General features: G+C 60.9%; 16 protein-coding genes. 14 read left to right on the forward strand and 2 right to left on the reverse strand.

Annotated features, from left to right (window positions below; all coding sequences use genetic code 11):
• Window positions 1-20: 20 nt before the first annotated feature.
• The gene (locus CS390_RS14650) at window positions 21-992 is read left to right on the forward strand and encodes a PDR/VanB family oxidoreductase (RefSeq protein WP_065758626.1); all 972 of its coding nucleotides are present in this window, start codon (window positions 21-23) and stop codon (window positions 990-992) included.
• Between the two features lie 179 nt (window positions 993-1,171).
• Window positions 1,172-2,254, forward strand: coding sequence for a helix-turn-helix transcriptional regulator (locus CS390_RS14655; protein WP_099775185.1), 1,083 nt, complete (start codon window positions 1,172-1,174; stop codon window positions 2,252-2,254).
• 6 nt (window positions 2,255-2,260) lie between these two features.
• On the opposite strand, the gene CS390_RS14660 is transcribed toward CS390_RS14655, so the two are convergent.
• Entirely contained in the window at window positions 2,261-2,611 is a 351-nt protein-coding gene (locus tag CS390_RS14660; RefSeq protein WP_065758624.1) for a hypothetical protein, read from the reverse strand.
• Between the two features lie 316 nt (window positions 2,612-2,927).
• Between CS390_RS14660 and fdnG the strand changes: the two genes are divergently transcribed.
• Genes fdnG through fdhE form a run of 4 tightly spaced genes read left to right on the forward strand, consistent with a single transcriptional unit; the run spans window position 2,928 to window position 8,439 of the window.
• The gene (fdnG, locus tag CS390_RS14665; protein ID WP_099775186.1) at window positions 2,928-5,978 is read left to right on the forward strand and encodes a formate dehydrogenase-N subunit alpha; all 3,051 of its coding nucleotides are present in this window, start codon (window positions 2,928-2,930) and stop codon (window positions 5,976-5,978) included.
• An 18-nt stretch (window positions 5,979-5,996) separates the two neighbouring features.
• The gene (gene fdxH / locus CS390_RS14670; protein ID WP_305885274.1) at window positions 5,997-6,887 is read left to right on the forward strand and encodes a formate dehydrogenase subunit beta; all 891 of its coding nucleotides are present in this window, start codon (window positions 5,997-5,999) and stop codon (window positions 6,885-6,887) included.
• Window positions 6,884-7,531 carry a formate dehydrogenase subunit gamma gene (locus CS390_RS14675; RefSeq protein ID WP_099775188.1) on the forward strand — a complete coding sequence of 216 codons (648 nt, stop codon included), beginning with the start codon at window positions 6,884-6,886 and terminating at the stop codon, window positions 7,529-7,531. The genes fdxH and CS390_RS14675 overlap by 4 nt, the downstream gene beginning before the upstream one ends.
• On the forward strand, window positions 7,528-8,439 hold the full coding sequence (fdhE, locus tag CS390_RS14680) for a formate dehydrogenase accessory protein FdhE (protein ID WP_099775189.1): 912 nt from the start codon (window positions 7,528-7,530) through the stop codon (window positions 8,437-8,439). Before CS390_RS14675 ends, fdhE begins: the two co-directional genes overlap by 4 nt.
• Window positions 8,440-8,500: 61 nt before the next feature.
• On the opposite strand, the gene CS390_RS14685 is transcribed toward fdhE, so the two are convergent.
• Window positions 8,501-9,466, reverse strand: a complete 966-nt coding sequence (locus CS390_RS14685; RefSeq protein WP_099775190.1) for a toxin-antitoxin system YwqK family antitoxin — start codon at window positions 9,464-9,466, stop codon at window positions 8,501-8,503.
• Window positions 9,467-9,682: 216 nt separating this feature from the next.
• On the opposite strand from CS390_RS14685, the gene CS390_RS14690 reads away from it, so the two are divergent.
• The 8 genes from CS390_RS14690 (at window position 9,683) to CS390_RS14725 (ending at window position 25,569) form a co-directional block, all read left to right on the forward strand.
• A complete protein-coding gene (locus CS390_RS14690) occupies window positions 9,683-10,381 on the forward strand; it encodes a YoaK family protein (RefSeq protein ID WP_065758618.1) in 699 nt (232 codons plus the stop codon).
• A gap of 115 nt (window positions 10,382-10,496) precedes the next feature.
• Complete coding sequence (locus CS390_RS14695; protein WP_099775191.1) at window positions 10,497-11,054, forward strand: cytochrome b; 558 nt, start codon at window positions 10,497-10,499, stop codon at window positions 11,052-11,054.
• Window positions 11,055-11,474: 420 nt separating this feature from the next.
• Window positions 11,475-16,337 carry a calcium-binding protein gene (locus CS390_RS25525; RefSeq protein ID WP_157767145.1) on the forward strand — a complete coding sequence of 1,621 codons (4,863 nt, stop codon included), beginning with the start codon at window positions 11,475-11,477 and terminating at the stop codon, window positions 16,335-16,337.
• A 167-nt stretch (window positions 16,338-16,504) separates the two neighbouring features.
• The gene (locus CS390_RS14705; RefSeq protein WP_099775192.1) at window positions 16,505-18,214 is read left to right on the forward strand and encodes a type I secretion system permease/ATPase; all 1,710 of its coding nucleotides are present in this window, start codon (window positions 16,505-16,507) and stop codon (window positions 18,212-18,214) included.
• Between the two features lie 23 nt (window positions 18,215-18,237).
• Window positions 18,238-19,557 carry an HlyD family type I secretion periplasmic adaptor subunit gene (locus CS390_RS14710; RefSeq protein WP_256587497.1) on the forward strand — a complete coding sequence of 440 codons (1,320 nt, stop codon included), beginning with the start codon at window positions 18,238-18,240 and terminating at the stop codon, window positions 19,555-19,557.
• A gap of 1 nt (window position 19,558) precedes the next feature.
• Window positions 19,559-20,890 (forward strand): TolC family outer membrane protein, encoded by a 1,332-nt coding sequence (locus CS390_RS14715; RefSeq protein WP_099775193.1) that lies wholly within the window; start codon window positions 19,559-19,561, stop codon window positions 20,888-20,890.
• Window positions 20,891-21,331: 441 nt separating this feature from the next.
• A complete protein-coding gene (locus CS390_RS14720; protein ID WP_099775194.1) occupies window positions 21,332-24,793 on the forward strand; it encodes a T6SS effector BTH_I2691 family protein in 3,462 nt (1,153 codons plus the stop codon).
• Window positions 24,790-25,569, forward strand: a complete 780-nt coding sequence (locus CS390_RS14725) for a hypothetical protein (RefSeq protein WP_099775195.1) — start codon at window positions 24,790-24,792, stop codon at window positions 25,567-25,569. Before CS390_RS14720 ends, CS390_RS14725 begins: the two co-directional genes overlap by 4 nt.
• The last annotated feature ends 78 nt before the right edge of the window (window positions 25,570-25,647 follow it).

A 25,647-nucleotide genomic window follows, 5' to 3' on the forward strand; every position in this document is an offset into this window, starting at 1 on the left:
TGCTGCAGTCGAGGTGAACCATGGCCAACCCCTATGAAATGTTCAACGTGCGGGTAACCGCGGTAGAGCAAGCAACACCCCTGATCAAGCGCTTCACCCTGGCGCGCGACGATGGCGCAGCGATGCCAGCCTTTACCGGTGGTAGCCACATCATCGTACAAATGCAGGGTGCCGACGGCAGCCAGTTCAGCAATGCCTACTCGCTGATGAGCGACCCACGCGACACCCGTAGCTACCAGATCGGCGTACGCCTGGAAGAGCAGTCCAAGGGTGGATCGGCGTTCATGCATCAACAGGTCGAGGTCGGCAGTACCTTGACCATCTCCAGCCCGAACAACCTGTTCGCCTTGGACCCGACCGCCGGACGCCACGTGCTGATCGCTGGCGGTATCGGCATCACGCCGTTCCTGGCGCAACTGCATGAACTGGAAGGTGGCGACACCGACTACGAACTGCACTACGCCTTTCGCAGCCCGGAGCACGGCGCCTTCCAGGATGACCTCTCGAGCGGCCCCCATGCCGGGCGTACCCGGTTCTATATCGACAGCCTGGGGCGCAAGCTTGACCTGGCCGCACTCTGCGCAGGCCTGACGGAGGACGCCCACCTCTACGTCTGCGGGCCCAAGCCACTGATCGATGCGGTGATCGCCACTGCCGCCAAGGCCGGCATCGCCGAGCAACGCGTACATTGGGAGCAATTTGCCGCCACGCCGGCCACCGGCGCGGCATTCACCGTGGTGCTGGCCCGTTCCGGTCAGGAGCTGCTGGTGGAAGAAGGCATGACCATCCTGCAGGCCATCCAGAAGTCCAAGGCCGCCAACGTCGAGTGCCTGTGCCGGGAAGGCGTGTGTGGTACCTGCGAAACGCGGATCATCGACGGCGAGGCCGAACATTTCGACCAATACCTGAGCGATGAAGAAAAAGCCGCCCAGCAGAGCCTGATGGTCTGTGTGTCGCGGGCCAAATCGGCACGCCTGGTGCTGGACCTGTAACACCGCCTCACCGACAAGCCAGCCCCAACCCTGTGGTCCTGTGATCCTGTGGTAAAGGGGTGCTGGCTTGTCGGCGCTGCAAGCACCGCCTGACGACCGACACGGGCGCACACCGTCAACCTCAAGTTGACAGCTTAGGTATACTGCAGGCTCTGTACCTGACCAGGACACCCCTGCGCATGATGGAAAACAGCTTCGCGTTTCGCCTGAAAGAACTGCTTGAGCACCACAAACTCACCTTGCAGGCGGTGGGTACGGCATTGGGCATTTCGCGTACGGCAGTACACAAATGGACCCGTGGCGGCGAAATCGATTACGACAACCTGCGCAAGCTGGCAGCCTTCCTCAAGGTCAACTGGATCTGGCTGCGTTATGGCGAAGACGCGCTGCAGGATGTGCAGACCGCCCAGGTGGTCGAACTGCCGATGACCGATTTGCGTCGCCGCTATACCGCCGAGATCATGGAAAGCGAAACCCGCATGAAGCTGGCCCAGGAAGGCGCCCGCATCGTGACCTGGGAATGGAACCTGATCAGCGACGAAGTCACCTATTCACCTAACGTCGAAGCGGTCTACGGCTGGCAAGTCAACCGTAACGAGGACTTCTGGGTTCACCTGCCCGAAGAGGACGTCCTCAACATGCAGGCCATGTACGCCCAGGCCGTGGCAGAAGGCACTGGCTGCGAGTGTGACTTCCGCATCTACCAACCCGACGGCGAACTGCGTTGGATCTCTTCGCGTGCCACGGTAGTCCGCGACAGCGCCGGGCGTTCGATCAGGATGGTCGGCATCAGCATGGACACCACGGACCGCAAGGTGGCTGAAGAAGCATTGCGCAACAGTGAAGAACGCTTTCGGGCGATCTTCGAGCTGGCCTGGGGCGCCCTCGCCTACATTGATCTGGACGGCACCTGGAAGCGGGTCAACAGCAGTTTCTGCGAGCTGTTGGGCTACCGCGCCGAAGCACTCTATGGCATGACCTTCCAGCAACTCACCCACCCTGACGACCTGGCGACCAACCTGACACTGCTGCAGCGTCTGTTGGCCGGCGAGATCGACCGCTATGTCGTGGAAAAGCGCGTGCGCCATCAAGACGGGCATTATGTCTGGGTACGGGCGCGTACCGCCCTGCAACGCTGCCAGAATGGTGAGCCGGAACAACTGATCAGTGTGTACGAGGACATCAGTGCCCAGCGCGAAGAGCAGGCACGCCTGCAGGCGCGCATTGCCGACCTGGAAGCCCAGTTGGCGGCCACACACTGAGCCCGTTCAGAGGCAGGTGGCCAAGGCGGCCATGCGACGCTGGGCAACCGCGTCAGGCTTCACCGCGTAGTAGTTGACGCGCGAGGCCGCCCCTTGGCTCTGGATGTCTGCAAACGACTCCGCACCGCGGGTGTAGACGGTAAAGCCGCCCTGTTTGCCGGGTTCCAGGTAACCACTGGCATCTACACCGAACACGGCTTCGTCCTGCCAGGAAAACTGAATGCACTGGGCAACGATGTCCGCCGACTTGGCCGATGAAAACGTTTTGCCCGGTGTCTTGCTTCGTGCTTCATCCATCGTCGAGGACGCACAGCCCGCCAACAACGCTGCGGCAACAACCGCGATGACTACCCGCATGGTCCATCCTCTTTGAGAAAACGCGACTGTATCACTGCGCGGGGCTGATGAGCGTGCCTGCCCGTGAAAACCTCCAGCCGGGCCTGTACATGCGTCACCGATAGAGCGTGTCGATGGCGCCATCGACAAGGTCAATTAGTCTTACATTTAGTAAGGCAATAGACTGCGGCGCAAGCGCGCACTCAGCCCTGCGCAGAATGGGCACCGGCGCACCCTCTGATTTCCAGCCTGTAAACCGAAGACCACCATCGACACGTTGCTGTCGGGCCTTGCCCTGACACGCAATGCCTGACGTCGTCTGTATAAGGAGATAACCATGGGTCTTGGCAGAAGACAGTTCTTCAAGCTCTGTACCGTCGGCGCTGCCACCGCCACTTGTGCCACCCTCGGCTTCGCCCCCGGCGTAGCACAAGCGACCCAGTCGCGGCAGTACAAGCTGCTGCGCGCCAAGGAAACCCGCAACAACTGCACCTACTGCTCGGTGGGTTGCGGCATCCTCATGTACAGCCTGGGCGACGGCGCAAAGAACGCCAAGGCCCGCATTTTCCACATTGAAGGCGACCCGGACCATCCGGTCAGCCGTGGCTCGTTGTGCCCGAAAGGGGCCGGGCTGGTGGACTACATCCACAGCGAACAACGCCTGCTCTACCCCGAATACCGGGCGCCGGGCTCGGACAAATGGCAGCGCATCAGCTGGGAACACGCCATCGAGCGCATCGCCCGCTTGATGAAGGACGACCGCGACGCCAACTTCATCGAGAAAAATGCCAAGGGCACCACGGTCAACCGCTGGCTGAGTACCGGCATGCTCTGTTCCTCGGCTGCCAGCAGCGAAACCGGCTCACTCGATCAACGCTTCACCCGCGCCCTGGGCATCCTCGGTACCGACAGCCAGGCGCGGGTCTGCCACGCCCCGACCGTGTCAGCCCTGGCGCCGACCTTTGGCCGTGGCGCGATGACCAACAACTGGGTCGACATCAAGAACGCCAACGTGGTGCTGATCATGGGTGGCAACCCTGCCGAAGCGCACCCGGTAGGCTTCAAGTGGGTGATCGAGGCGAAGATCCGCAATGGCGCCAAGGTCATCGTGGTCGACCCACGGTTCAACCGCAGTGCCTCGGTAGCGGACATCTATTCGCCGATCCGCGCGGGCTCCGACGTGACCTTCCTGATGGGCGTGGTCAACTACCTGATCAGCCACGACAAGATCCAGCATGAATACGTACGTGCCTACACCAACGCCAGCCTGATCGTCCGCGAGGACTACCACTTCGACGATGGCCTGTTCAGTGGCTACGACGCGCAGAAGCGAGCCTACGACCGCAGTTCGTGGACCTACGAACTGGACGCGCAAGGCTATGCCAAGCGCGACCTGACCCTGAGCCACCCACGGTGCGTGTGGAACCTGCTCAAGGCCCATGTCAGCCGCTACACCCCGGAGATGGTCACCACGGTTTGCGGCACACCGAAAGACGATTTTCTGAAGATCTGCGCGATCCTGGGTGAAACCAGCGCCCCGGACAAGACCGCGACCTTCCTCTACGCCCTGGGCTGGACCCACCACACCAACGGCGCGCAGATGATCCGTGGCTCGGGCATGATCCAGTTGCTGCTGGGCAACATCGGCATGGCCGGTGGCGGGGTCAACGCCTTGCGCGGGCACTCCAACATTCAGGGCTACACCGACCTGGGCCTGCTTTCGCTGCGCTTGCCGGGTTACATGAACCTGCCGTCCGACGCGCAAACCGACCTTGAAACCTACCTCAAGCAGATCACCCCGACGGCGCTGCTGCCTGATCAGGTCAACTACTACAAGCACACCCCGAAGTTCTTCGTCAGCCTGATGAAAAGCCTTTGGGGTGACAAGGCGACCCGGGAAAACAGCTGGGGCTTTGACTGGTTGCCGAAGTGGGACGACAGCTATGACGTGCTCAACTTCAGCAACCGCATGTATGAAGGCAAGGTCAACGGCTACATCGCCCAAGGCTTCAACCCGGTCGCGGCGTTCCCGGACAAGAACAAGGCCCAGGCCGCCCTGGCCAAGCTCAAGTTCCTGGTGATCATCGACCCGCTGGCCACCGAAACCTCAAGCTTCTGGCAGAACCACGGCGAACAGCATGACGTCGATACCGCCGCGATCCAGACCGAGGTGTTCCGCCTGCCCTCGTCCTGCTTCGCCGAAGAAGACGGCTCCATCGTCAACTCCGGGCGCTGGTTGCAATGGCACTGGGCGGGTGCCGCACCGCCCGGGGAAGCCTGGCACGACGGCAAGATCCTCGGCCACCTGTTCCTCAAGATCCGTGAGCTGTACGAGAAGGAAGGCGGCGCCAACCCGGCGCCGATCCTTAACATGGCCTGGGATTATGCCGACCCGCTGGACCCGAAACCTGAAGAAGTGGCGAAGGAGTCCAACGGTCGCGCCCTGGCCGACCTGCACGATGACCAGGGTAATCTGATCCTGCGCAAAGGCCAGTTGCTCAACGACTTCTCGCAACTACGCGACGACGGCAGCACCAGTTGCTTCAACTGGATCTTCGCCGGTTCATGGACCGAGCAAGGCAACCAGATGGCACGGCGCGACAATGCCGACAGTGGCCTGGGCTGCACGCCGGGCTGGGCCTGGGCGTGGCCGCAGAACCGCCGCATCCTCTATAACCGTGCCTCGGCCGACCCGCAGGGTAACCCTTGGGATGCCAAGCGAAAACTGATCGGTTGGGACGGCACGCGCTGGAGCGGTGTCGACGTACCGGACTTTGCCGTCACCGCCGCACCGGGCAGCAATACCAACCCCTTCATCATGCTGCCAGAAGGCCTTGGCCGGCTGTTCTCGGTCGGTGCCATGAACGACGGGCCATTCCCGGAACACTACGAGCCAACCGAAAGCCCGCTGGCGAAGAACCCGCTGCACCCCAACGTCACCTATAGCCCGACGGCACGGCTGTACGAAAGCGACCGCCTGCGCATGGGCACCCGTGAAGAGTTCCCGTATGTGGCGACCACCTACTCGATCACCGAGCTGTTCCGTCACTGGACCAAGCACTCACGGCTGAACGCCATCGTCCAGCCCGAGCAGTTCATCGAGATCGGTGAAAAACTGGCCAGCGACAAGGGCATCGTTCAGGGCGACACGGTCAAGGTCAGCACCAAGCGCGGCTACATCAAGGCCAAGGCCGTGGTGACCAAGCGTATCCGCCGCCTGACCATCGACGGCCAGGACGTCGACACCATCGGCATCCCCTGCCACTGGGGCTACGAAGGCAGCACACGCAAGGGATTCCTGGCCAACACCCTGACCCCGGGTGTCGGCGAGTCGAATACCCATACGCCGGAATACAAGGCGTTTCTCGTGAATATTGAAAAGGTGTAACGGAGCGAACCCATGTCCATGCAATCCCAAGACATCCTCAGGCGCTCCGCCACCAACGCCTTGACCCCGGCGCCACATGCACGCGATCACCAGGCCGAAGTGGCCAAGCTGATCGACGTCAGTATCTGCATCGGCTGCAAGGCCTGCCAGGTCGCGTGCAACGAATGGAACGACCTGCGTGACGAGGTGGGTCACAACGTCGGCGTCTACGACAACCCGGCCGACCTCTCGGCTGAAACCTGGACGCTGATGCGCTTCGACGAAGTCGAAGACGAGAGCGGCAAGCTGGAGTGGCTGATCCGCAAGGACGGCTGCATGCACTGCGCCGACCCGGGCTGCCTGAAGGCCTGCCCGCAGCCGGGGGCAATCATCCAGTACGCCAACGGTATCGTCGACTTCCAGTCCGAACACTGCATCGGTTGCGGCTATTGCATCGCCGGCTGCCCGTTCGATGTGCCGCGCATCAGCCAGAAAGACAACAAAGCCTACAAGTGCACGCTGTGCGTCGACCGTGTTTCGGTCGGCCAGGAGCCGGCCTGCGTCAAGACCTGCCCGACGGGCGCGATCAACTTCGGCAGCAAGCAGGACATGCAACACCTGGCCAGCGAGCGGGTGGTCGAGTTGCAGGGGCGCGGCTTCGCCGGGGCAGGCATCTATGACCCGCAAGGCGTCGGCGGCACCCATGTGATGTATGTGCTGCAACATGCCGACAAACCGCACCTGTACCACAAGCTGCCGACCGACCCGCGTATCAGCAGCGCCGTCCATGGCTGGAAGGGCTGGCTCAAGCCTGCTGCCGCAGTGGCGTTCTTCGCTACCCTGGCCGGCACCCTCTTCCACTACGTTGGCGTCGGGCCGAACGAGGTGGATGAACAGGACGAAACGCACGAAGAGGACACCCACGCATGAACAAGGACAAACTGATCCTGCGCACCCGTTTCATCGAGCGTGCCAGCCACTGGTTCATGGTCATCTGCTTCTTTGCCGTAGCGCTGTCGGGGCTGTCGTGGTTCTTCCCGTCGCTCAATGGCCTGAACGCAGTGTTTGGCACGCCGCAACTGGCGCGCATCCTGCACCCGTTCTTCGGGGTGGTGGTGTTCTTGCTGCTGATGTTCCTGTTCATCCGCTTTGTCAAATACAACCTGCCGGAGCGTGAGGACCTGACCTGGTTCAAGAACATCAAGCAGGTACTGGCCGGCAAGCATGAACCAGCGCTGCAGATCGGCAAGTACAACGCCGGCCAGAAAGTGCTGTTCTGGGGCATCATGGCCCTGATTACCCTGCTGTTGATCAGTGGCGTGGTGATCTGGCGACCGTACTTCGCACCGCTGTTCTCGATCCCGATGATTCGCATCGGCCTGTTCGTCCATGCCCTGGCCGGCATCAGCCTGATCCTGCTGATCATCGGCCACGCCTACCTGGCGTTCTGGGTAAAAGGCTCGATCCGTGGCATGGTCACCGGTTATGTCTCGCATCGCTGGGCCAAGACCCACCATGATCGCTGGTACCGGCAGATCAGCAACAAGCAACCAGGGAGCGGTCGCAAGCAATGAGCAGCATTCAACTGACCCCGGTCGAGCCGCGCTCGCCGGGTATCACCGAGATCCCCGCCGTCCTGCTGCCAAGCCTCAAGCAACGCTATGCACCGCGTGCCGCGCGGCTGCGTCAGTTGGCTGAAGAGCATGTGATGGCCGATTACCTGAACTTCGCCGCCAACATCGTTGCAGCACAGCAACACCTGCTCGACACGCGGCCATTACCGGCGGCCTGCGTCGACGGTTTGGCTGAACGTTTGGGCCGCGCACAACCACCGCTGGCCTATCACGAGTACCCGCGTGCGCCTTACTGGCAAGACCTGCTGGAGCAGTTGCTCAATCAACTGACTGCCGAGGCAACCCCGACCGTAAGCACCGCCCTGGACGCGCTGCGCTCGCAGACACCTGCTCAACGGGAGCAGCAGGCCAGTGCCCTGCTCGCAGGCGACTACACGGCAGTCGACAGCGGCCAGGCAGTATTCCTCTGGGCAGCCTTGTCGCTGTACTTCACCCAGTTGGCGGCGCACCTGCCCGCCTCTGCCAAGGCCCTGCCGGGTGAGGCGCGCCAGCATTGCCCGGTGTGCGCCAGCGCGCCGGTCGCCAGTGTGATCATGACCGGCGCCCAGGCCGGGCTGCGCTACCTGCAATGCGGCCTGTGTGAAAGCCGTTGGCACATGGTGCGCCTGAAATGCAGCAACTGCGAAGCCACCGGCGCGCTCGACTACTGGTCGCTGGAGAATAAAGAGGCACCGATCAAGGCCGAGAGCTGTGACGACTGCCAGAGCTATCTCAAGGTGTTCTATCCAGAGCGTGACCGTGACCTGGAGCTGGTAGCCGATGACCTGGCCTCACTGGCGCTGGATGCGGAACTGGAACGCGAAGGGTTCGGGCGCAGTGCGCTGAATCCTTTCCTGTTTCCTGGCTAGGCGCTACCTGCCTGGCCAATACCCCCTGCGGCGTCAACGTCGAAGGGGGTATGTTCAGGCCTCAAAGCTGACGGCACATGGCGGCCCACTCATCCAGCATACCGGCACGCACCACTGCCGCCGCCCCCGCTTCCTTACGGTACTCGGCCGCCATTTTGCTGACGCAATCATCACTGCCAGCGGCACGAGCGGTCGGCCGCGCGACGACTTTGACGCCGTCCTTGTAAGTGGCCTCTTCCACCAGCGTGCCTTGGGCATTCCACTGCTTGACCACGCCATTGAGCTGACCGTTGGCCCATTCGGCTGAAACCGACGGCTTGCCGCTGTCGGGGTAGAACTCTTCATGCAGGCCGACCTTTGCCCCGTCGGCATAGGTGCCGCGATAAATCAATTGGCCCTGCTCGGTAAAGCGCTGCATCTGACCGTTGTACTTCCCTGCAACCGCACCAGCAGACAGGACCCGCTTGCCGGTCTTGGCACTGAAACTCTCAATCGTGCCCTGGGTCTGGTTATCCTTGTACTCGGCGCGGTACAGCGGCTTGCCGGTCTCGGGATGGAGCACTTCCATTTCACCGTCGAGCAGGCCGCCCTTCAGATGGCCTTTGGCAAGCGTGCGCTTACCGTCATGGCTGAAGACGGTGGTCTCACCCTCGAAGGTGCCGCCGGCATAGCGGGCCTGATAACGCACCAGTGTGGATCGTGGGGTAAAACAGGTCACCGGCCCGTCGAGCCGACCTTCGTCGACCGTGATGGTGCACAGCAGGTTCTGCCCGAGCAAACCATCGGAGGTATTCCCGATCAGGTTCAACAGCCGGTTCAGTGTGTCGAGCAAGTCGTTATGCCCGACCTGAAAGGCCAGCAAGCGCTCAGGAAAGTTGGTGACTTCACCGGTCAACGGCTGGTTGGCACCCTTTTCGTAGACGGCGCCGTTGACGATTTCGGTATTGCGAAACTCGATGCTTTTGCCACAGCCCGCCAGCAAGACGGAACCGGCCACCAGTAGGGAAGCCGCTATTTTCTTGAACATGTGTTCCCCGCGTGCAGATGATCAGCCAGCCAATCGATCATCATTTGCCGCTTAAGTTCCATGGAGCGGCCTGCACGGGGGACGCACCGGCTCGGCGAGCCGGATCAATAGACCAAGGTATTACTGCCGGGCTGCCCGGCTGTGGTAGAAATACAGGTACGGCGTAATGAGCGTGTAGGGTTCCAGCTCATTTACAAGGCTCACTCAGGGGGACCAATGCTGCCCGATTCAACCCATACCAGCGTCCGTACCGTTCATTCCGCGAAGTTACGCGGCCGTGTGGGCCTGTACTTTGTTGCCGGCCTGTCGGTACTCGCGGGGATGACCGACGCCATCGGCTTCATGGCCACCGGCGACTTCGTCTCCTTCATGAGTGGCAACACTACCCGCCTCGCCGTTTCACTGGGCGAACAGCAGTTTGGCCCGGCCCTGCGTATCGTGTTGCTGATCGCAGCCTTTGTGCTGGGGAATGCCTTGGGTGTCATCGCCGCCCGCCTTAGCGGTCGTCGGCCATGGCCATTGCTGCTGACAATTGCCACTCTGCTCTGCATCACCGCCCTCCTGCCCGCATCACTGCAACTGCTGGCACTGGTCACCGCAGTGGTTGCCATGGGCCTGGTGAACACCGTGGTGGAGGAAGTGAACGGCCTGCCCATCGGCCTGACCTACGTCACAGGGGCATTGTCGCGCTTCGGCCGCGGCCTGGGCCGCACGTTGCTCGGTGAGCGTCGGCACGGCTGGCGTGTGCAGTTGGTGCCCTGGACCGGCATGTTCGTAGGTGCCGTCATCGGCGCCCTGCTGGAAACAACCTTTGGCCTGGGCGCCATGTTGTTCAGCGCGCTCCTGACACTCAGCCTCGGCCTGATCTCGTTGAAGATCCCTCGACGCTGGCAACTGCGCTACATGCCACGCTGAGGCCGAAGCTGAGGCGCCGCTGCCCGACAGCTCATGGCCTTAAGCTATGCTTAAGCTCCCTCGATTACCGTCTGCGGCGAACCCACCCACAATCGCGCAAAACTAGGGAATCGTTATGACGCGGAACAACAATGAACAGCGCTATGGTCGCCTCACCATTGCCCTGCACTGGCTGATGCTGGTGTTGATGGTTGGCGTGTACGCCTGCATAGAACTCAAAGGCAATTTCCCCAAGGGCAGCGAGCCTCGTGAACTGCTCAAGCAATGGCACTTCATGCTGGGCCTGGGCATCTTCGCCCTGGTGTGGATACGCCTGCTCAGCCGCCTGATTGCCCCCACGCCGAAAATCACCCCGACACCACCACAATGGCAGACGGCACTCTCCCATCTCATGCACCTGGCCTTGTATGCACTGATGATCGGCGCACCGCTGGCCGGCTGGCTGGTGTTGAGCGCTGCCGGTAAACCCATCCCGTTCTTCGGCCTGGAATTACCCCCGCTGATTGGCAAGAGCCCTGAGCTGGCAGGTCAAATCAAGGAGTGGCACGAACTGGCCGGCTCGGCGGGTTACTGGCTGATCGGCTTGCATGCCGTGGCTGGTTTGTTCCACCACTACGTCAACCGCGACAACACCCTCAAGCGCATGCTGCCAGAGCAGGTTCGCCTGAAGTAATACTCGAACTCATACTCGATCGAGCCCTGGCGCAGTACGTGTAACGCGGGCGCCAGGACATTCCGGCCATCGGACCATTCCCCCGATAGACACTCGCCGTATACCTCCCGCCTGAAACGCCTGCCGAAAAATGTACGCCTGCGTGCAACCATTTCGCCTTAAAGCTCGCCTGAAACGCGCCGATACATGCTGCAATTCCCTGTCGAGACGCCCACCAGAGCCGCTCTTCTTAAGCGCTTTACATAAGCCTCATACATGCCAAAATGCCATCACCAAGTGGCCTATTGGAAGTAAAAAGTGCGCTTGAAATAACCAATAAGTACTACCGTGTTCGGCACTGATGCCCAGACACGGCCGTTTACCCCGACACCCGATCGTCACGGCACTAGCGCCGTACCTGGTCATGTAAGGAAATGGAATATGAGCAGCTCAGTTACATTTAATGGAAATCAAACGGACACCAGCGCCATCATCGCCTCTGGCACAGTAGAAAGCCCGAACCTGACCGGACTGACCGATAACGGCTATGTAGTCGCCTGGTCGGTGGACAACGTCGACTTCGAGGGAATGGTGGTCAATCGCTACGCGGCCAATGGTGACTTGCTGAAAAGTACCCAGATTGCGTCCAATGATGTAGACGATCCATCGGTCACTGCATTGCCCAATGGCCAGTTCATTCTGGCCTGGAGCTCGGCAAATGATGCGACCCACACCTCTACCGTTTACACCCAGCGGTTCGATGCCAATGGCAATAAAAGCGGCAGCCCGGTGGTCGTTACCACCTCCCCGCTTGAGCTTGAAGACGCCAAAGTCACTGTACTGAGCGCCACCCAGTACATCGTCACCTGGGGAGAGACCCATGAAAGCCCTTCGGGTGACGAGCGCGAAGACACCTCCGACCTCAAGGCAGTGGTGTACACCAATAACGTGGCGGGCACTGTGCAGACCCTCGCCACCGCCAACCCGGCCGACGGTGAAGCGGACGACATGACCGTGCTGCCCACTGGCAACGGTGGCTACTGGCTGGCGTACAGTGTTGAACGCAGCGAGGTGATTGACGCCACCAGCACACCACCGACCTACCAATACACCTCCAAGTACCTGATCAGCCAGATCGGTGCCGATGGCAAGGTGGTCGCGGGTACAGCGAAAACACTCGACACGATCACCAGCTACTATGGCAATGCCGCCTATTTCAACGTTGTCGACGTGACCGGTGGCTATGTGGTCAGTTGGGTTGACCAAAATTCATTGAGCATGGACCGGGTCATTCATACCCAACGCTACGACAGCCAGTTCAATTCCGTCGGCACGCCATCGGAAGTCGGCAGCTCGTCTTCAGTCAATGGCGCCAGCATTACCTCGCTACCGGATGGCGGTTACCTGCTGGCCTGGAACGAATACGCCATGGGCGAAGCCAATGTCTATGTCCAGCGCTTCGCCGCAGACGGCACGGCCAGCGATGCGACACCTATCAAGGTCGCAACCGCAGGTGTCAATGAAATTCTCTGGGACACCCCGGCAGTGACTGTACGGGACGATGGCACGATTTCCATCAGCTGGGAAACCGGCACACAGGCAAACGAAAGCCCTAGCGCAATCCACCTGCAGAACATCAGCAGCACGGGCGAGCTGCTGGGTGTCGACACGACCGTCGACAGTGGCGGCGATATCCCTTCTGGAAGTGGTGACACCCCTGTTGACCAAGCGCTGACCGGCAACCTGGCCAACTACACCTTCAGCCAGGACAACGCGGGCAACGTCGTGGCCACCACGGGCAACACCAGTACTTCACTGACCGGCGTTGGCACGGTCACCTTCAGCGACGGCAGCACGGTGACCATCGACGCTGGCAAGAATGCCAACGAAAGCGGCAACGTCGTGTCCATGGAGCCGACCTCAACTCTGTTGAGCAACGGCGGCTACGTGATTGCCTGGGAGCAGGCAGGGCAAATCCACCTGCAGCAATACGACAAGAACCATGACCTGCTGAACGATCGTCTGCTCTCCGGTGTCGTCGGCAACAACCCGATCATCGCCCCCGACAACAAAGGCGGCTTCCTGCTCGGCTGGACAACCCAAGACACACTGGTCGTCCAGGCCTTCGACGCCGACAGTGTGGCCGTCGGCAAGTCGATCACCATCACCAAGACCGACAATACAGCCGATGTGCACATGGAGGACGCCTCGGTCACCGTACTGGCGAACGGCAACTATGCCGTGTCCTGGTCGGAAGAGATGGTCGAGTCCTTCGATAATAATGGCCAAGGCTGGCAGAACCAGATCGGTGGAGAGCTGTTCGTCCAAGTGTTCAACGGCACCACTCACATGCCGCTGGGCAAGCCAATGCACGTGGACACCAACACCAAAGACTTTGCGATCTACGCCAGCGAACCAAGCATCACCCCGCTGGCCAATGGCGGTTTCGTAATTGCCTGGGAGCGTGAGTACGACGCCGCCGACAACGTCGATGTCTACCTGCAGCGTTTCAAGGCCGACGGTAGCAAGGACGGCGCCGCCGTGCGGGTCAACAGCACCCTCGCCGGGGAGCAGTACGGCCCGGAACTGGCCACCCTCAACGATGGCAGCTATGTCGTGACCTGGGTCAGCGTCCAGTACGACAAGGATGAGAATGCAATCAGCGGCGACGTGTTCATGCAGCGCTACAGCGCCAATGGCGCGAAGCTGGGCGGTGAAACACGGGTGAACAACCCCACCAAGGAAATCCAGGGTGAGCCGGCCATTACCGCGCTGAAAGGCGGCGGCTACGTGATCAGTTGGGCCACCTCCGATGAGACACCGCACACCGGTAACGCCAACCTGTACGCACAGATCTATGACAAGAATGGCGCCAAGGTCGGCAGCCAGATGCTGATCACCAGTGACGACGATGACTTGTTCCCGGTTGTCAACGCTACCAACGATGGCGGCTTCATCGTTACTTGGGAAGAGCTGTCGTCCACCAACGACCACGGCGACATCCACAGCCAGCGTTTTGATGCCAATGGCAACTCCACCAGCCTGATCGGTGATGCCAACGACAACACATTGATCTGGACCAGCGCAAATGCTGTCATCCTCAGTGGCGAAGAAGGCAATGACACCCTTCAGGGTGGCGCTGGCAACGACACACTGATCGGCGGCGCCGGTAACGACCGCCTCATCGGCGCTGCCGGGGCCGACACTCTGGTCGGTGGCACCGGCGATGATACCTACGTGGTCGACTCCCTCAAGGACCAGATCATCGAAAACCTGAACGAAGGTACTGACAGCGTTCAGTCGTCGATCAGTTGGACCCTGGGCGCCAACCTGGAAAACCTGACCCTGACCGGCGCGGCGGTGATCGACGGAACTGGCAACGCGCTGAACAACGTCATCATCGGCAACAGCGCCAAGAACACCCTCACCGGTGGTGCAGGCGACGACACCCTGGACGGCGGTGCGGGCGTCGACAAGCTGGTCGGTGGTACCGGCAACGACACCTATCTCGTTGACCTGCTGAGCAAAGGTGCAGGCGACAAAGCAACCGTAGTACTGGAAGACACGCTCATCGAGGCTGCCAATCAGGGCTCCGACACCCTGAAGCTGCGCATGGACGCCAACCTGGCCCAGAATTTTGCCGGTAAAGCCGGGCTGACCCTGGGTGCCAACCTGGAAAACCTCGATGCCTCGGCAACCGGTAAGCTCAACATTGGCCTGACGGGTAACGCCCTGGCCAACCGGATCGTCGGCAGCGATGGCGACAACCTGCTTGACGGCAAGGCCGGCATCGACACCCTGATCGGCGGCAAGGGCAACGATACCTATGTCCTCGACAATGCAGCTGAACTGGCGCTGGTTCAGGAAAGCGCGGACGAAGGCGACGATACCCTGCAGATTGGTTATGCCAACAAGGGCACGGCCCTGAACGTCGACCTGAGCCAAGGCAATCTGCTGAACTTCGAGAACGTCACGGTAACAGGTGCGGGCCTGTTCAACCTGACGGGCAACGCGCAGAACAATACCCTGATTGGTAACGCCGCCAACAACACCCTTAGCGGTGGTGACGGGAATGACGTGCTCGATGGCAGAAAAGGTGCTGATACCCTCATGGGTGGTGCTGGCAATGACACCTACTATGTCTACAGCGACAAGGACGTGGTCAGCGAGAACGCCAGCGAAGGCATCGACACCGTGCGCGTCGTGTCCTACGCCAAGAACAGCTACACCTTGGCCGCGAACGTTGAAAATGCCATCGTCGACTCCAAGGCCGCGATCAGCCTGACCGGGAACGCACTGAGCAACACCTTGACCGGGAACGATGCAGCCAACACGCTCAACGGTGGTGCCGGTGCCGATACCCTGATCGGCGGCAAAGGCAATGACACCTACGTTGTCGACAACGCTAACGATAATGTGGTCGAGAAGGCCAACGAAGGTACAGACACCGTCAACGCTTCCATCGACTACGCTCTGGGCGCCGATGTCGAAAACCTGACACTGCTTGATGGTGCGCTGGAAGGTACTGGCAACGAGCTGAAGAACACCCTCATCGGCAACGCAGGGAACAACACGCTGGATGGCGGTGCGGGCGTCGACAAACTGGTCGGCGGCGCAGGGGATGACACCTACATCGTCGACCTGCTGGCCAAGGGCGTGGGCAGCAAGGCCACCGTGGTACTTGAAGACACCATCATCGAGAGTGCCAAACAGGGCGTAGACACCCTGGCACTGCGCATGAGCGACGCGGCCGTCAACGCCTTCCAGGGCAAGGCAACCATCACGCTGGGCGCCAACCTGGAGAACCTCGATGCACGTGCAACCGGTACACTGGGTATCACCTTGACCGGCAACGCTGCGGACAACATCATTTGGGGGAACACTGGCAACAACACCCTTAATGGCGGTGCGGGTAACGACACGCTCCATGCCGGCAATGGTGGCAACAACGTGCTGATCGGCGGCACCGGTGCCGACACTCTCTATGCCGGCAGCGGTATCGATACCATCAAGTTCAATGCGTTGAATGAAATGGGCCTGGACGACAAGCAAGACGTGATCCACGGATTCACCACCGATGCGGCCAACCCGGGCAAAGGCGACAAGCTCGACTTCTCGGCGCTCAAGGGCTACAAGTTCGCCGGTGAGGCATCCGACTTCAGCGGAGCGGCCAAGGAGCTGCGCTACGTGACGGATGGATCTTCCGTCACGCTGTACGGTACCTCGAACGCGGATCATAGCGCTGATTTCTCGATCAAGCTGGTGGGTATCACTTCCCTGACCGCTGCAGACCTGGTGCTCTAAGCATCAGTGACCGTTGTCTCTGTGACCTTGATGGTCACAGAGACAGCACACACTAGTGCCCACCCCTGACGGCCAACGCTGATGTGTGGCCATCAGGGGTGGGCATTTGTTCACTCTACAGACAATGATTTTTGAGACACCCCCTCGCGGGCCTCAGGTAAGGGACCATGTCAACGCAACCCAGGACTGAACTGCAAAGCGCCCTTGCGGCATGCAGGGAGAGTTTTCTTTCGGTCGGCTTTTTCAGTTTTTTCGTCAACCTGCTGATGCTGGTGCCCTCCTTCTACATGCTCCAGGTGTATGACCGCGCCGTAGGCAGCGGCAGCCTCTCGACACTGCTGATGTTGACGCTGATCATGCTGCTGTTGATGGTCACCCTCGGCGCCCTGGAATGGGTGCGTTCGCGAGTCATGGTGCGCATCAGCACCCGCCTGGACACGCTGCTGAACCAGCGGCTGTTCGATGCCAGCTTCAAGCAGGCGCTGAACAGCGGCGGCATGAATGCGTCGGCCCAACCCCTCAACGACCTCAGTAGCCTGCGCCAGTTTCTGACCGGCAATGGCCTGTTCGCCTTTTTCGACACACCCTGGATACCGATCTACCTGGCGGTCATGTTTATCTTCCACCCCTGGTATGGCTGGATGGGCGTGATCAGTGCCCTGCTGCTGGGTGCGCTGGCCTACCTCAACGAAAAACTCACCCAGGCACCCCTGCAAGCGGCCAACCGCGAGCAGATGGCGGCCACTACCTTCACCCAGAAAAGCCTGCGCAATGCCGAAGTCGTCGAATCGATGGGCATGCTTGCAGACCTGCGCCAGCGCTGGAGCCAGCGCATCAACAAGGTCCTGATGCTACAAAGCTGCGCCAGTGATCGTGCTGGCGCCATTGCAGCGGTCTCCAAGACCTTCCGCCAGATTGTCCAGTCACTGGTACTGGGCCTGGGCGCCTACCTGACCATCAAGCATGAGATTTCTTCCGGTCTGATGATCGCAGGCTCCATTCTGCTCGGGCGCGCCCTGGCCCCGATTGACCAGTTGATCGGTATCTGGAAAGGCTTCGTTGGTGCGCGTGCGCAGTACGCCCGGCTGCATGAACTCCTGCAGAAAGTTGCCGCTGAACCGGTGCGCATGTCACTGCCGGCACCACACGGTGCCATCACGGTCGAAAGCCTCTCCGTCAGCTCGCCAGGCAACCGCACGCCATTGGTGCGTAACCTGAGCTTTCGCGTGGCTGCTGGGGAAGCCGTGGGTATCATCGGCCCCAGCGGTGCCGGCAAGTCGACCCTGGCCCGCGCTCTACTGGGGATCTGGCCAAGCCTGGCCGGCACGGTACGCCTGGACGGCGCCGACATCAGCCAATGGCGACGCGACGAACTGGGCCGCTACATTGGCTACCTGCCACAAGACATCGAGTTGTTCGAAGGCAGCATCAGCGAAAACATTTCCCGCTTCGGTGAAGTCGACGCTGCCGCCGTTGTCGCTGCGGCCCGAATGGCTGGTGTGCATGAGTTGATTCTGCAATTGCCACAGGGCTACGACACCCTTATCGGCGCCAATGGCGGCGGGCTTTCCGGTGGCCAGCGCCAACGTATCGGCCTGGCCCGCGCCCTGTATCGGGCACCGCGACTGGTGGTATTGGACGAACCCAACTCGAATCTCGATGACACCGGTGAACAGATGCTCGCTGAAGCCTTGCGCAAACTCAAGCAAAGCGGTGCCACGGTATTTGTCATCACACACCGCTCGGGCGTGCTGGCAAACGTGGATAAATTGCTGGTGTTGAGCCAAGGCGAACTGAGCCTGTACGGGCCACGCGACAAGGTCTGGGCGCACCTGCACAGCAATATAACCGCGCACGCGCAAACCGCTCAGGCCTAACGAACAAGCAGATGATCAACGCCATGCAAGACTCTATGCACGCCTCCGTCACTACGGCGCAGTTGCCTGTCGATGACCGGCCAACCCGTCGTGTCGGTTTCCTTATTGTGATGGTGACCTTTGGCCTGTTCGGCGGCTGGGCGGTCTTTGCCCCCCTGGAAAGCGCTGCACTGGCGCCCGGTGTCGTCACCGTTAAAAGTTACCGCAAGACCGTGCAACACCTGGAAGGCGGCATCGTCCGCGAACTGCGGGTACACGACGGCGACCGAGTAACGGCAGGCGACGTCTTGCTGGTCCTGGACAACACCCAGGCCCGCTCCGAGACAGAGATGATGCGCAGCCAACTGATCGCCGCACGCGAACTGGAAGCACGACTGGTCGCCGAACGCGACGGATTGGCAGAGCCTGCCGCCGTGCCCGACCTCGACGCCACTGATCCGCGAGTACGTGAAGCCCGCGACAGTGAAGCGCGTATCTTCCAGACCCGCCGCAACGGGCTGCTGGGCGAGATCGGCATACAGGAAAAAGCGATCCGTCAGATCGAGGAACAGATTCGCGGCTTCCGGGCGATCATCGCCAGCAAACAGACCCTGGCCACCTCCTACCAGGAAGAAATCGTCGACCTGCGCGCCTTGTTGGCCGAAGGCTACGTTGATAAACAGCGCCTGCGCGAACAGGAACGCAGCCTCGCACGCCTGCAGGCCGAAGTGGTCGAGCATCAATCAGCCAGCGCCCGCGCCCAGGTACAAATCGGTGAGGCCGAGCTGAAGATTCTCCAGTTGAAAAAGACCTTCGCCACCGAAGTTGCCGGGCAACTGGGTGAAACCCGCACCAAGATCTACGACCTGCGCGAGCGACTGGCCACCGTACAAGACCGCGACAAGCGCACGGAAGTGCTGGCACCAGAGTCGGGCATGGTCATGGGCATGACCGTGCATACCTTGGGCGGTGTGGTGAACCCGGGCACGCCGCTGATGGACATTGTTCCGGCCAACGAAGAACTGATTGTCGAAGCACAGCTGTCGCCCACCGATATCGACCGTATCGTGGTCGGCCAGTTGGTGGACATTCGCTTCAGCGCCTTCAAAAGCAGCGCAACCCCGGTCATCGAGGGGCAATTGCTGCAGGTCTCCGCCGACCGCCTGACCAACAAGGAGACCGGGACGGCGTATTACCTGGCCCGTGTAGCGCTGACCGAAACGGGTCGAAAAACCCTCGGCAACCTGGCGCTGGTACCGGGTATGCCTGCCGAAGTCCTGATCAACACCGGCGCCCGTACCCTGCTGCAGTACCTGATACAACCTGCCAGCAATGCCTTCGCCCGCTCGCTGATCGAGGACTGACATGAAGTACCTGATCGCGATGTGCTTAACCGTGCCACTGGCAGCACTGGCCAACAGCCCAGTTGAAAGCCGCGCCGCAGGCCACGCCGTCGACCTCTGGCAACTGCAGCAGGAGGCCAGCAGCGCCGACCCACGCATACTGCGTGCGAACGCCTTGATTCGCAGTGGCGAAGGCCGCCAGCGCGAAGCGTTTGGCCAACTCCTGCCGCAGCTCAGCGCCGGTGCCAGCGTCAACCGTAGCCGGCGTGACGACGACCTGAGCCGAACCGAGTACACCGGTCGGCGCGCTACCCTGAGCCTGAATCAGGTGATCTATGACCCGCAGGTCTGGCGCAGCTACCAGAAGTACACGCAACTGACCAAGCAGCGTGAGTACGAGTCGGACGACACTCAGGTACAAGCCAGCATCGACTTGTCCGAACGTTACTTTGCCGTGCTCGCCGCCGAGGACGAGCTTTCCCTGGTGCGTAGCGAACGCAGCGCGACCGAACGCAACCTCAAGCAAGTGAAAGCGATGTTCGCCCGGCAAATGGCGATGATCACCGACGTAAACGACCTTGAAGCACGGGTCGACACGCTGCTGGCCGATGAGATCGAGGCAGGCAACAAGGTCGCGAACAGCCGCGAGGCCATCTCCGAACTGGTAGGGCGTGACGTTCAGGAACCGCTCAAGCGACTGGGTGACAACCCGAGTTTCAGCCTGCCGGCTCAAGCCCAGGATTACTGGGTAGAAGCGGCCTTGAGCAGCAACCCGGCACTGCTGGCCCGCCAACAAAGCGTCAATGCCGCCGATGCGGCAATCGCCGAAGCCAAGGCCGGGCACCTGCCCCGTCTTGGGCTGAACCTGACCGCACTGCGCAGCGACATCGGCTATGAGGGCACCCTGACACCGCGCTCGGAAAACTATGTCGCGTCCCTCGACCTGCAAGTACCGCTGTACAGCGGCGGCTCCACCAGCGCCCGCGTGGTCAGCTCGGAAGGCGACAAGGACGCTGCCCAGCAAGAAATGGAAGCCTTGCGCCGCGAGATCATCAAGGAAACCCGTACAGCCTACATCGGCATGAGCGCCGAACTCGGACGTATCAAGGCCACCCGCCGCGCGCTGGAATCAGCAACGAAGTCACGCATCTCGACGGAAAAAGCCTTTGGCTACGGGGTCAAGAATGCAGTCGATGTGCTCTACAGCATCAAGGAAGAGTTCCGCGCCCGCCGTGACCTCTACCAGGCGCAGTACCGCTTCATCACCAGCATGCTGGTGCTGCACCGCTGGAGCGGACGCTTGGCACAAGCCGATATCCGCAAGGCCAACGAGTGGCTCGTAGAGCCACTCTAGTGCTGCACAAGCGGCCTGAGTGCCCTGACAGTTCGTCTTCCACTCCCGATACACCGCTCTGGATACGCTAACCTGCAGGGATGAGCACCTGCAGGGGCTTTCGATACCGGTAGCAACCGGACCGGATACCAGCTCATCCCCCGGCAACAGCTTGAACCGCGCGTTCAATCATTGCCCAGACGGTAACCTCGACCTTTGCCCCCTTCCCGCCCTCTCCCGACAATGTGAGACGCAGCTGCCGACACCGGCCTTGTAACAACTTTCGGAAGCGTCCTACATCCCTCCAGAAGTGCATCTGCTAGCGTTCCAATCCTTTGCCATTCGAGGTGTTCCGCTATGGGCGAGCATCCCACTCATTACCACTGCAGTCAGCAAGGCCACTGTCGGCACGCCCTTCATGGATGACCACTGCCGGGCAATCGAATTAGACAAGGATGCAACATGAATCAGGAAGCCAGTCCGGCAGAGCTTAGGCAGGCGCGTCTCAGGCAAGCCTTTGACAATGTTCCGGTGGGGCGCGGCTGTTGCCCGCTGAAATCCCCCGAGGTTGCCATCTTTCCGGTGCGCTACGCGATTGACGCGTCCCCGGAAAAAGGCCAGGCACAAGGCCCACATCCACTGCCCAAAGGCTGGGCACCCAAACTCCAGCCCACCTTGAAAACCCGCAGCTACACCCTGCGCCAACTGCGGGACGGCTGGTTGTATGTCTGGGACAGCGTCGACAAGACCTTCCATGAGTACCAGGTCATCGGGCGGCTGTTTATCCGCCACACCTGGACCGCATTGGAAATTGGCCAGGACCTGCGAACCAACCCCGGCGAATCACGGCCTTACCTGCTGTACCCCCGCCGCAGCATCTTGCGCCTGGCCTTTTCGCCGGTGCAATGGACCTGGCGCCTGTGCGAGGCCATGCGTTCCGGTGGCCTGCAAACGCCCTGGCTGCGCGACCTCGACCTGCCGGATTACTGCGACACCTACCAGGTTGCCCACGGTGCACCACTGGTGCAACTGGGCCAGAGCGTGGCCGATATCCGCGTACAGGACCAGCCTGCACCGAACCTGCTCAGCACCACGCTGCCCACCGATGCCGACCCTTCCGACCCCGACCGGCCGTTCAAGCGGGATTTCGAGGAAGCGCTGATTCGTGGCTACGTGCCAGACCAGCACACCGCACTGTTCATCGCCCTCGACGACCCGTTGGCGCTGGTTGACGACCTGAGCCTGAACCTCACCGGGCGGCGCCTGGAACAGGCACTGTTCGAGCAGGAGCACCAGGAGAAACTGCAAACGGCTACGGCGGTACAAGCACTGTGCGGCTTTGATTGCACACCGCTGTTACCCGCGCACGTCGCCCAGGACCCGGCGCTGACCCGTGCCTACACCGATGACCTGTACGCGTTGCTCAAGGCTGATGATGAAGCCGAGCGAGCCCGTGAGGTCGGCAGTGCGGGTGATGCGCCCATGATCGAGACGTGGCGCTGGGAGGTCGAAACACTCGAGGCGAAGTTCATTCAGCGCTGGGGCACACTGCCGCACCCCGGTACCTGGCGGCGCACGCTGGCCGAGTGGCGCGACAAACGCCTGTGGCGCGAAGACGTCCACTTCGATGAACTGCAAGGCTTCCTGAGCCGGGCCACTGCCCAGGCGGCCCAGCTTGAGGCCCATGCCCAGCGCAGCGAACGCGACCTGCTCAACTGGCTGGAGCGGCTTGCACCGAATGCCGACACCCTGTTCTTCGACACCTGCCACCCGGCCCACAGCCGCGCCTTGCTGGAGACTGCCGAAGGCCTCGCAACCCTGTTGGGCGGCGGCGAGGCCGGGCAGGACTGGCTGTGCCGGCAGGCGGTGAAACCGAGCACCCTGCTGGGCACGGCGCTGTTCAACTTCAACCCGGAAATTGCCACACTGGTACGCACGGTTGCGCACAACTTCGCCACCACCGGCCTGCTCGATGGCCGTAGCCAGGGCGATGGCAGCACCCGCCCCGTCGACCCCGACAACCCGGCGGATGTCACCAGCGTTGCCACCCGGGCGAACGAACTCAAAGGCGTGCTCGACCTGCCCTCGGTCAAGCAGAGCAAGGCCTACCAGGGGCTGAGCACGACAGCCCGGCGGGCGTTCGACACCTTGGTGACGGTGGCCAACAGCAGTGCCGAAGGGGCCTGGCACACCCTGAGCATGACCCTGGCGCCGGCCTTGCAACGGGCCTACGCCAGCGCGACGGACGTGCTCACTCAGGTGGTTACCCAGGCCTTGATCTCGACCCAGGCCTCTGACGCTACCCAACTGCGCTTCAACCCCGACTTCAAGGCGCAGTTCCGCCGCTGGCAGCAGCAGGCCCTTGGCCTGCAACGGCAGATCGACGCCCAGCAGCGCACGCTGACACGCCCCGGCGCGCCTCACGATCAAGCCGCGACCCGCACTGCGTTACGCAGCTTGACCCTGCAACTGCAGGACCTGCATTTCAGTCGGCCGCATCAACTGCTGTTCACACTGTCCCCGGTCAACCGCCTGAATGTGCCTGTCGATCACCTCCACCAACAACTGGGCGACCTCGGGCAACAGGAGGCCCTGGCCCAGCACCGCCTCAAAAGCCAACAACGCGAGCGCTTCAACGCCCGCAGCCGCGAATGGATGGGCAAGCACTTCGGCCAGGCGCTGCCGCTGATGCTGGTCGGGCTGAATGTCTGGAACACCCTGTACAGCCTTGAACAAGCGAGTGCCGACGGCCTGTTCAACAACAGCGAACTGCGGATGATGACCGCCAATGCGGCCTATACCGGTAACGCAATGATGGCCGTGTGCGTGGGCCCGGCGTGGAATCGGGCGCAGGGGCTGTCTGCACCGTTGGGCAACGAGATCACGAAACTGACGAAAGCGGGCGCCAGGGCATGGCTGGCTCAAGGCGACATCAACTTCGCGCAGGCCGCAAAGCGGTTGATTGCCCGCACGGCGACTTGGGCGGCGCTTGGTGCGATTGCTGCGGGTGTTGAGGCGTGGCAGGTGTCCAAGGATATTGCGGGGGCGAGTAGTGAAGATGAAAAAGATGCACTGGAATGGAAGCGTCTGTCGCTGCTCGGGATGGCGGGCGTTGCCAGTTTTCAGCTTGCGGGCGCGATTGCAGGCTACTGGTTCAACTTTGCCTGGATCATGTCCTCACCGGTCACCATTGTTCTGGGCGCACTCGGCATTGCCTATCTGCTGTTTTCAGTACATGCCAACCGCTACAAGCGCGAAGGCTTGCGCCTATGGCTGTACCGCTGTAGCTGGGGCAAGGCTCCGGAAGACACCTGGGTGGGCATTGACGGCCATAAAACCCAGTTGATGGCCTTGCTGGAGATCCTGCAGCGACCCAGCGTCTGGGCCCGGGCGGTGTACACCTACCCGGACCGTGGGCCACAACGTTGCCTGGGGTTCTGGGTGCAACTGCTGCTCCCCGCCACGCTGGCGGGCAGTATTGTCCAGCTGCAACCAGTGGTGATCGACAGCGAAGGTTCACCGGTCTATCACACGCCGCAGCAGCAGAGCCCACTCTACGAGCACTTTCTGCGCGGTCATTGGGTTGATCCTGAGTTGGCCGGGCAACTGCCGGAGGCCGCCGGTGGCCAGCAATTACAGAGCGACTTTGCCTATCAGGCCAAGGATCAATACCGCATATGGCAGGCCTGGGTGGCGACACCCACGAGCAATGCAGCACTGGAACTGGAGGTGCATTACCCGCCACCGCTCAATCAACGCGCAGACGCCCGTGGCTACATGTTCCGTGTGGCGCTGCGCGACGCTTTACGGGAGGCCGAGCGAAAAAATACGCTGTTCACCGACATGCTGCCTGAAGAACAGAAGCTGGAGAAACACAGCCTCTACGGGTTGAACCTTCAGGTGCCAGAGGGGATGGCGAAATGAAGGTTTCAGAAGGGTTGTCTCGCGTGAAGTCCCTACTGGGTAACTGGGCCACGCCACGAGAACTGCCGTCGCAACTGACGTGGAAGTATGCACATGAACCAGAGCTGCTGGGGTGGAGGATCAAGGCTCGAAACTATAATACGACCATAGCCAATGGCCTATTGGTTGTGATGTTGTCGATAGTTTTTGGGCTCGCACTTTACCAATATTTCACTTCAGTATTCGAACCTGGTTTTTCGAAGATATTGATCTATGTTCTATTTTTCTTTTTCATATCGACGCCTGCGGTGTGCATGACCCATCAGCGCATGAATTTCGCCTACCGCTTTACAGCAAGCGGCGCAGAATTTTGCAAATGGAAGGTTTTTCCGGAGTGGACACTCACTTTTTTGAAGGGATTGGCAGCATTCACGGCGATTGCATTTATGTGTATGGCAAGTGCATATAACGATCCGGCGCTTCTGATCGGTGCTATTGGCGGATCCGGTAGCGTGATGTTGACACATGCCTCCATGAACTCAGCACGCTACCGTGATTTGCATACAGACTTTCATCACCATACCTACGAGTGGTCGAGGTTTACAGAGGTAGCCATAGACCGAAAGCAAAAATTGGTTGGCTTGGAGTTCGCTTGGTACAACGATTATCTGAACAAACACTCGCGCAGTACCTTCCCACTGTTTGCCAAGCGTAAAGCGTTCGAGTCGATCCTGGAGCTTGTTGAGCAGCACCTCCCGAATGTACCTCGAGTCGACAGGCACGTTGACCGTGGTTAACGCGCACTGGTCGGACGGAGACGGCTAAATGACCGCAGTCAGCGGTTTATCTAACGTGAAGTCCGTGCTGACATACTG

Origin of the sequence: Pseudomonas sp. HLS-6 (assembly GCF_002753995.1) — a bacterium.
GTDB classification, from domain to species: domain Bacteria; phylum Pseudomonadota; class Gammaproteobacteria; order Pseudomonadales; family Pseudomonadaceae; genus Aquipseudomonas; species Aquipseudomonas defluvii.

What these genes read in the sequence shown, in the direction of transcription:
- CS390_RS14675 (WP_099775188.1), top strand. Translation starts at nt 6,884, where the DNA reads ATGAACAAGGACAAACTGATCCTGCGCACCCGTTTCATCGAGCGTGCC.
- fdxH (WP_305885274.1), top strand. Translation starts at nt 5,997, where the DNA reads ATGCAATCCCAAGACATCCTCAGGCGCTCCGCCACCAACGCCTTGACC.
- CS390_RS14685 (WP_099775190.1), bottom strand. Translation starts at nt 9,466, where the DNA reads ATGTTCAAGAAAATAGCGGCTTCCCTACTGGTGGCCGGTTCCGTCTTG.
- CS390_RS25525 (WP_157767145.1), top strand. Translation starts at nt 11,475, where the DNA reads ATGAGCAGCTCAGTTACATTTAATGGAAATCAAACGGACACCAGCGCC.
- CS390_RS14725 (WP_099775195.1), top strand. Translation starts at nt 24,790, where the DNA reads ATGAAGGTTTCAGAAGGGTTGTCTCGCGTGAAGTCCCTACTGGGTAAC.
- CS390_RS14710 (WP_256587497.1), top strand. Translation starts at nt 18,238, where the DNA reads ATGCAAGACTCTATGCACGCCTCCGTCACTACGGCGCAGTTGCCTGTC.
- CS390_RS14705 (WP_099775192.1), top strand. Translation starts at nt 16,505, where the DNA reads ATGTCAACGCAACCCAGGACTGAACTGCAAAGCGCCCTTGCGGCATGC.
- fdnG (WP_099775186.1), top strand. Translation starts at nt 2,928, where the DNA reads ATGGGTCTTGGCAGAAGACAGTTCTTCAAGCTCTGTACCGTCGGCGCT.
- CS390_RS14690 (WP_065758618.1), top strand. Translation starts at nt 9,683, where the DNA reads ATGCTGCCCGATTCAACCCATACCAGCGTCCGTACCGTTCATTCCGCG.
- CS390_RS14720 (WP_099775194.1), top strand. Translation starts at nt 21,332, where the DNA reads ATGAATCAGGAAGCCAGTCCGGCAGAGCTTAGGCAGGCGCGTCTCAGG.
- CS390_RS14695 (WP_099775191.1), top strand. Translation starts at nt 10,497, where the DNA reads ATGACGCGGAACAACAATGAACAGCGCTATGGTCGCCTCACCATTGCC.
- CS390_RS14715 (WP_099775193.1), top strand. Translation starts at nt 19,559, where the DNA reads ATGAAGTACCTGATCGCGATGTGCTTAACCGTGCCACTGGCAGCACTG.
- CS390_RS14660 (WP_065758624.1), bottom strand. Translation starts at nt 2,611, where the DNA reads ATGCGGGTAGTCATCGCGGTTGTTGCCGCAGCGTTGTTGGCGGGCTGT.
- CS390_RS14650 (WP_065758626.1), top strand. Translation starts at nt 21, where the DNA reads ATGGCCAACCCCTATGAAATGTTCAACGTGCGGGTAACCGCGGTAGAG.
- fdhE (WP_099775189.1), top strand. Translation starts at nt 7,528, where the DNA reads ATGAGCAGCATTCAACTGACCCCGGTCGAGCCGCGCTCGCCGGGTATC.
- CS390_RS14655 (WP_099775185.1), top strand. Translation starts at nt 1,172, where the DNA reads ATGATGGAAAACAGCTTCGCGTTTCGCCTGAAAGAACTGCTTGAGCAC.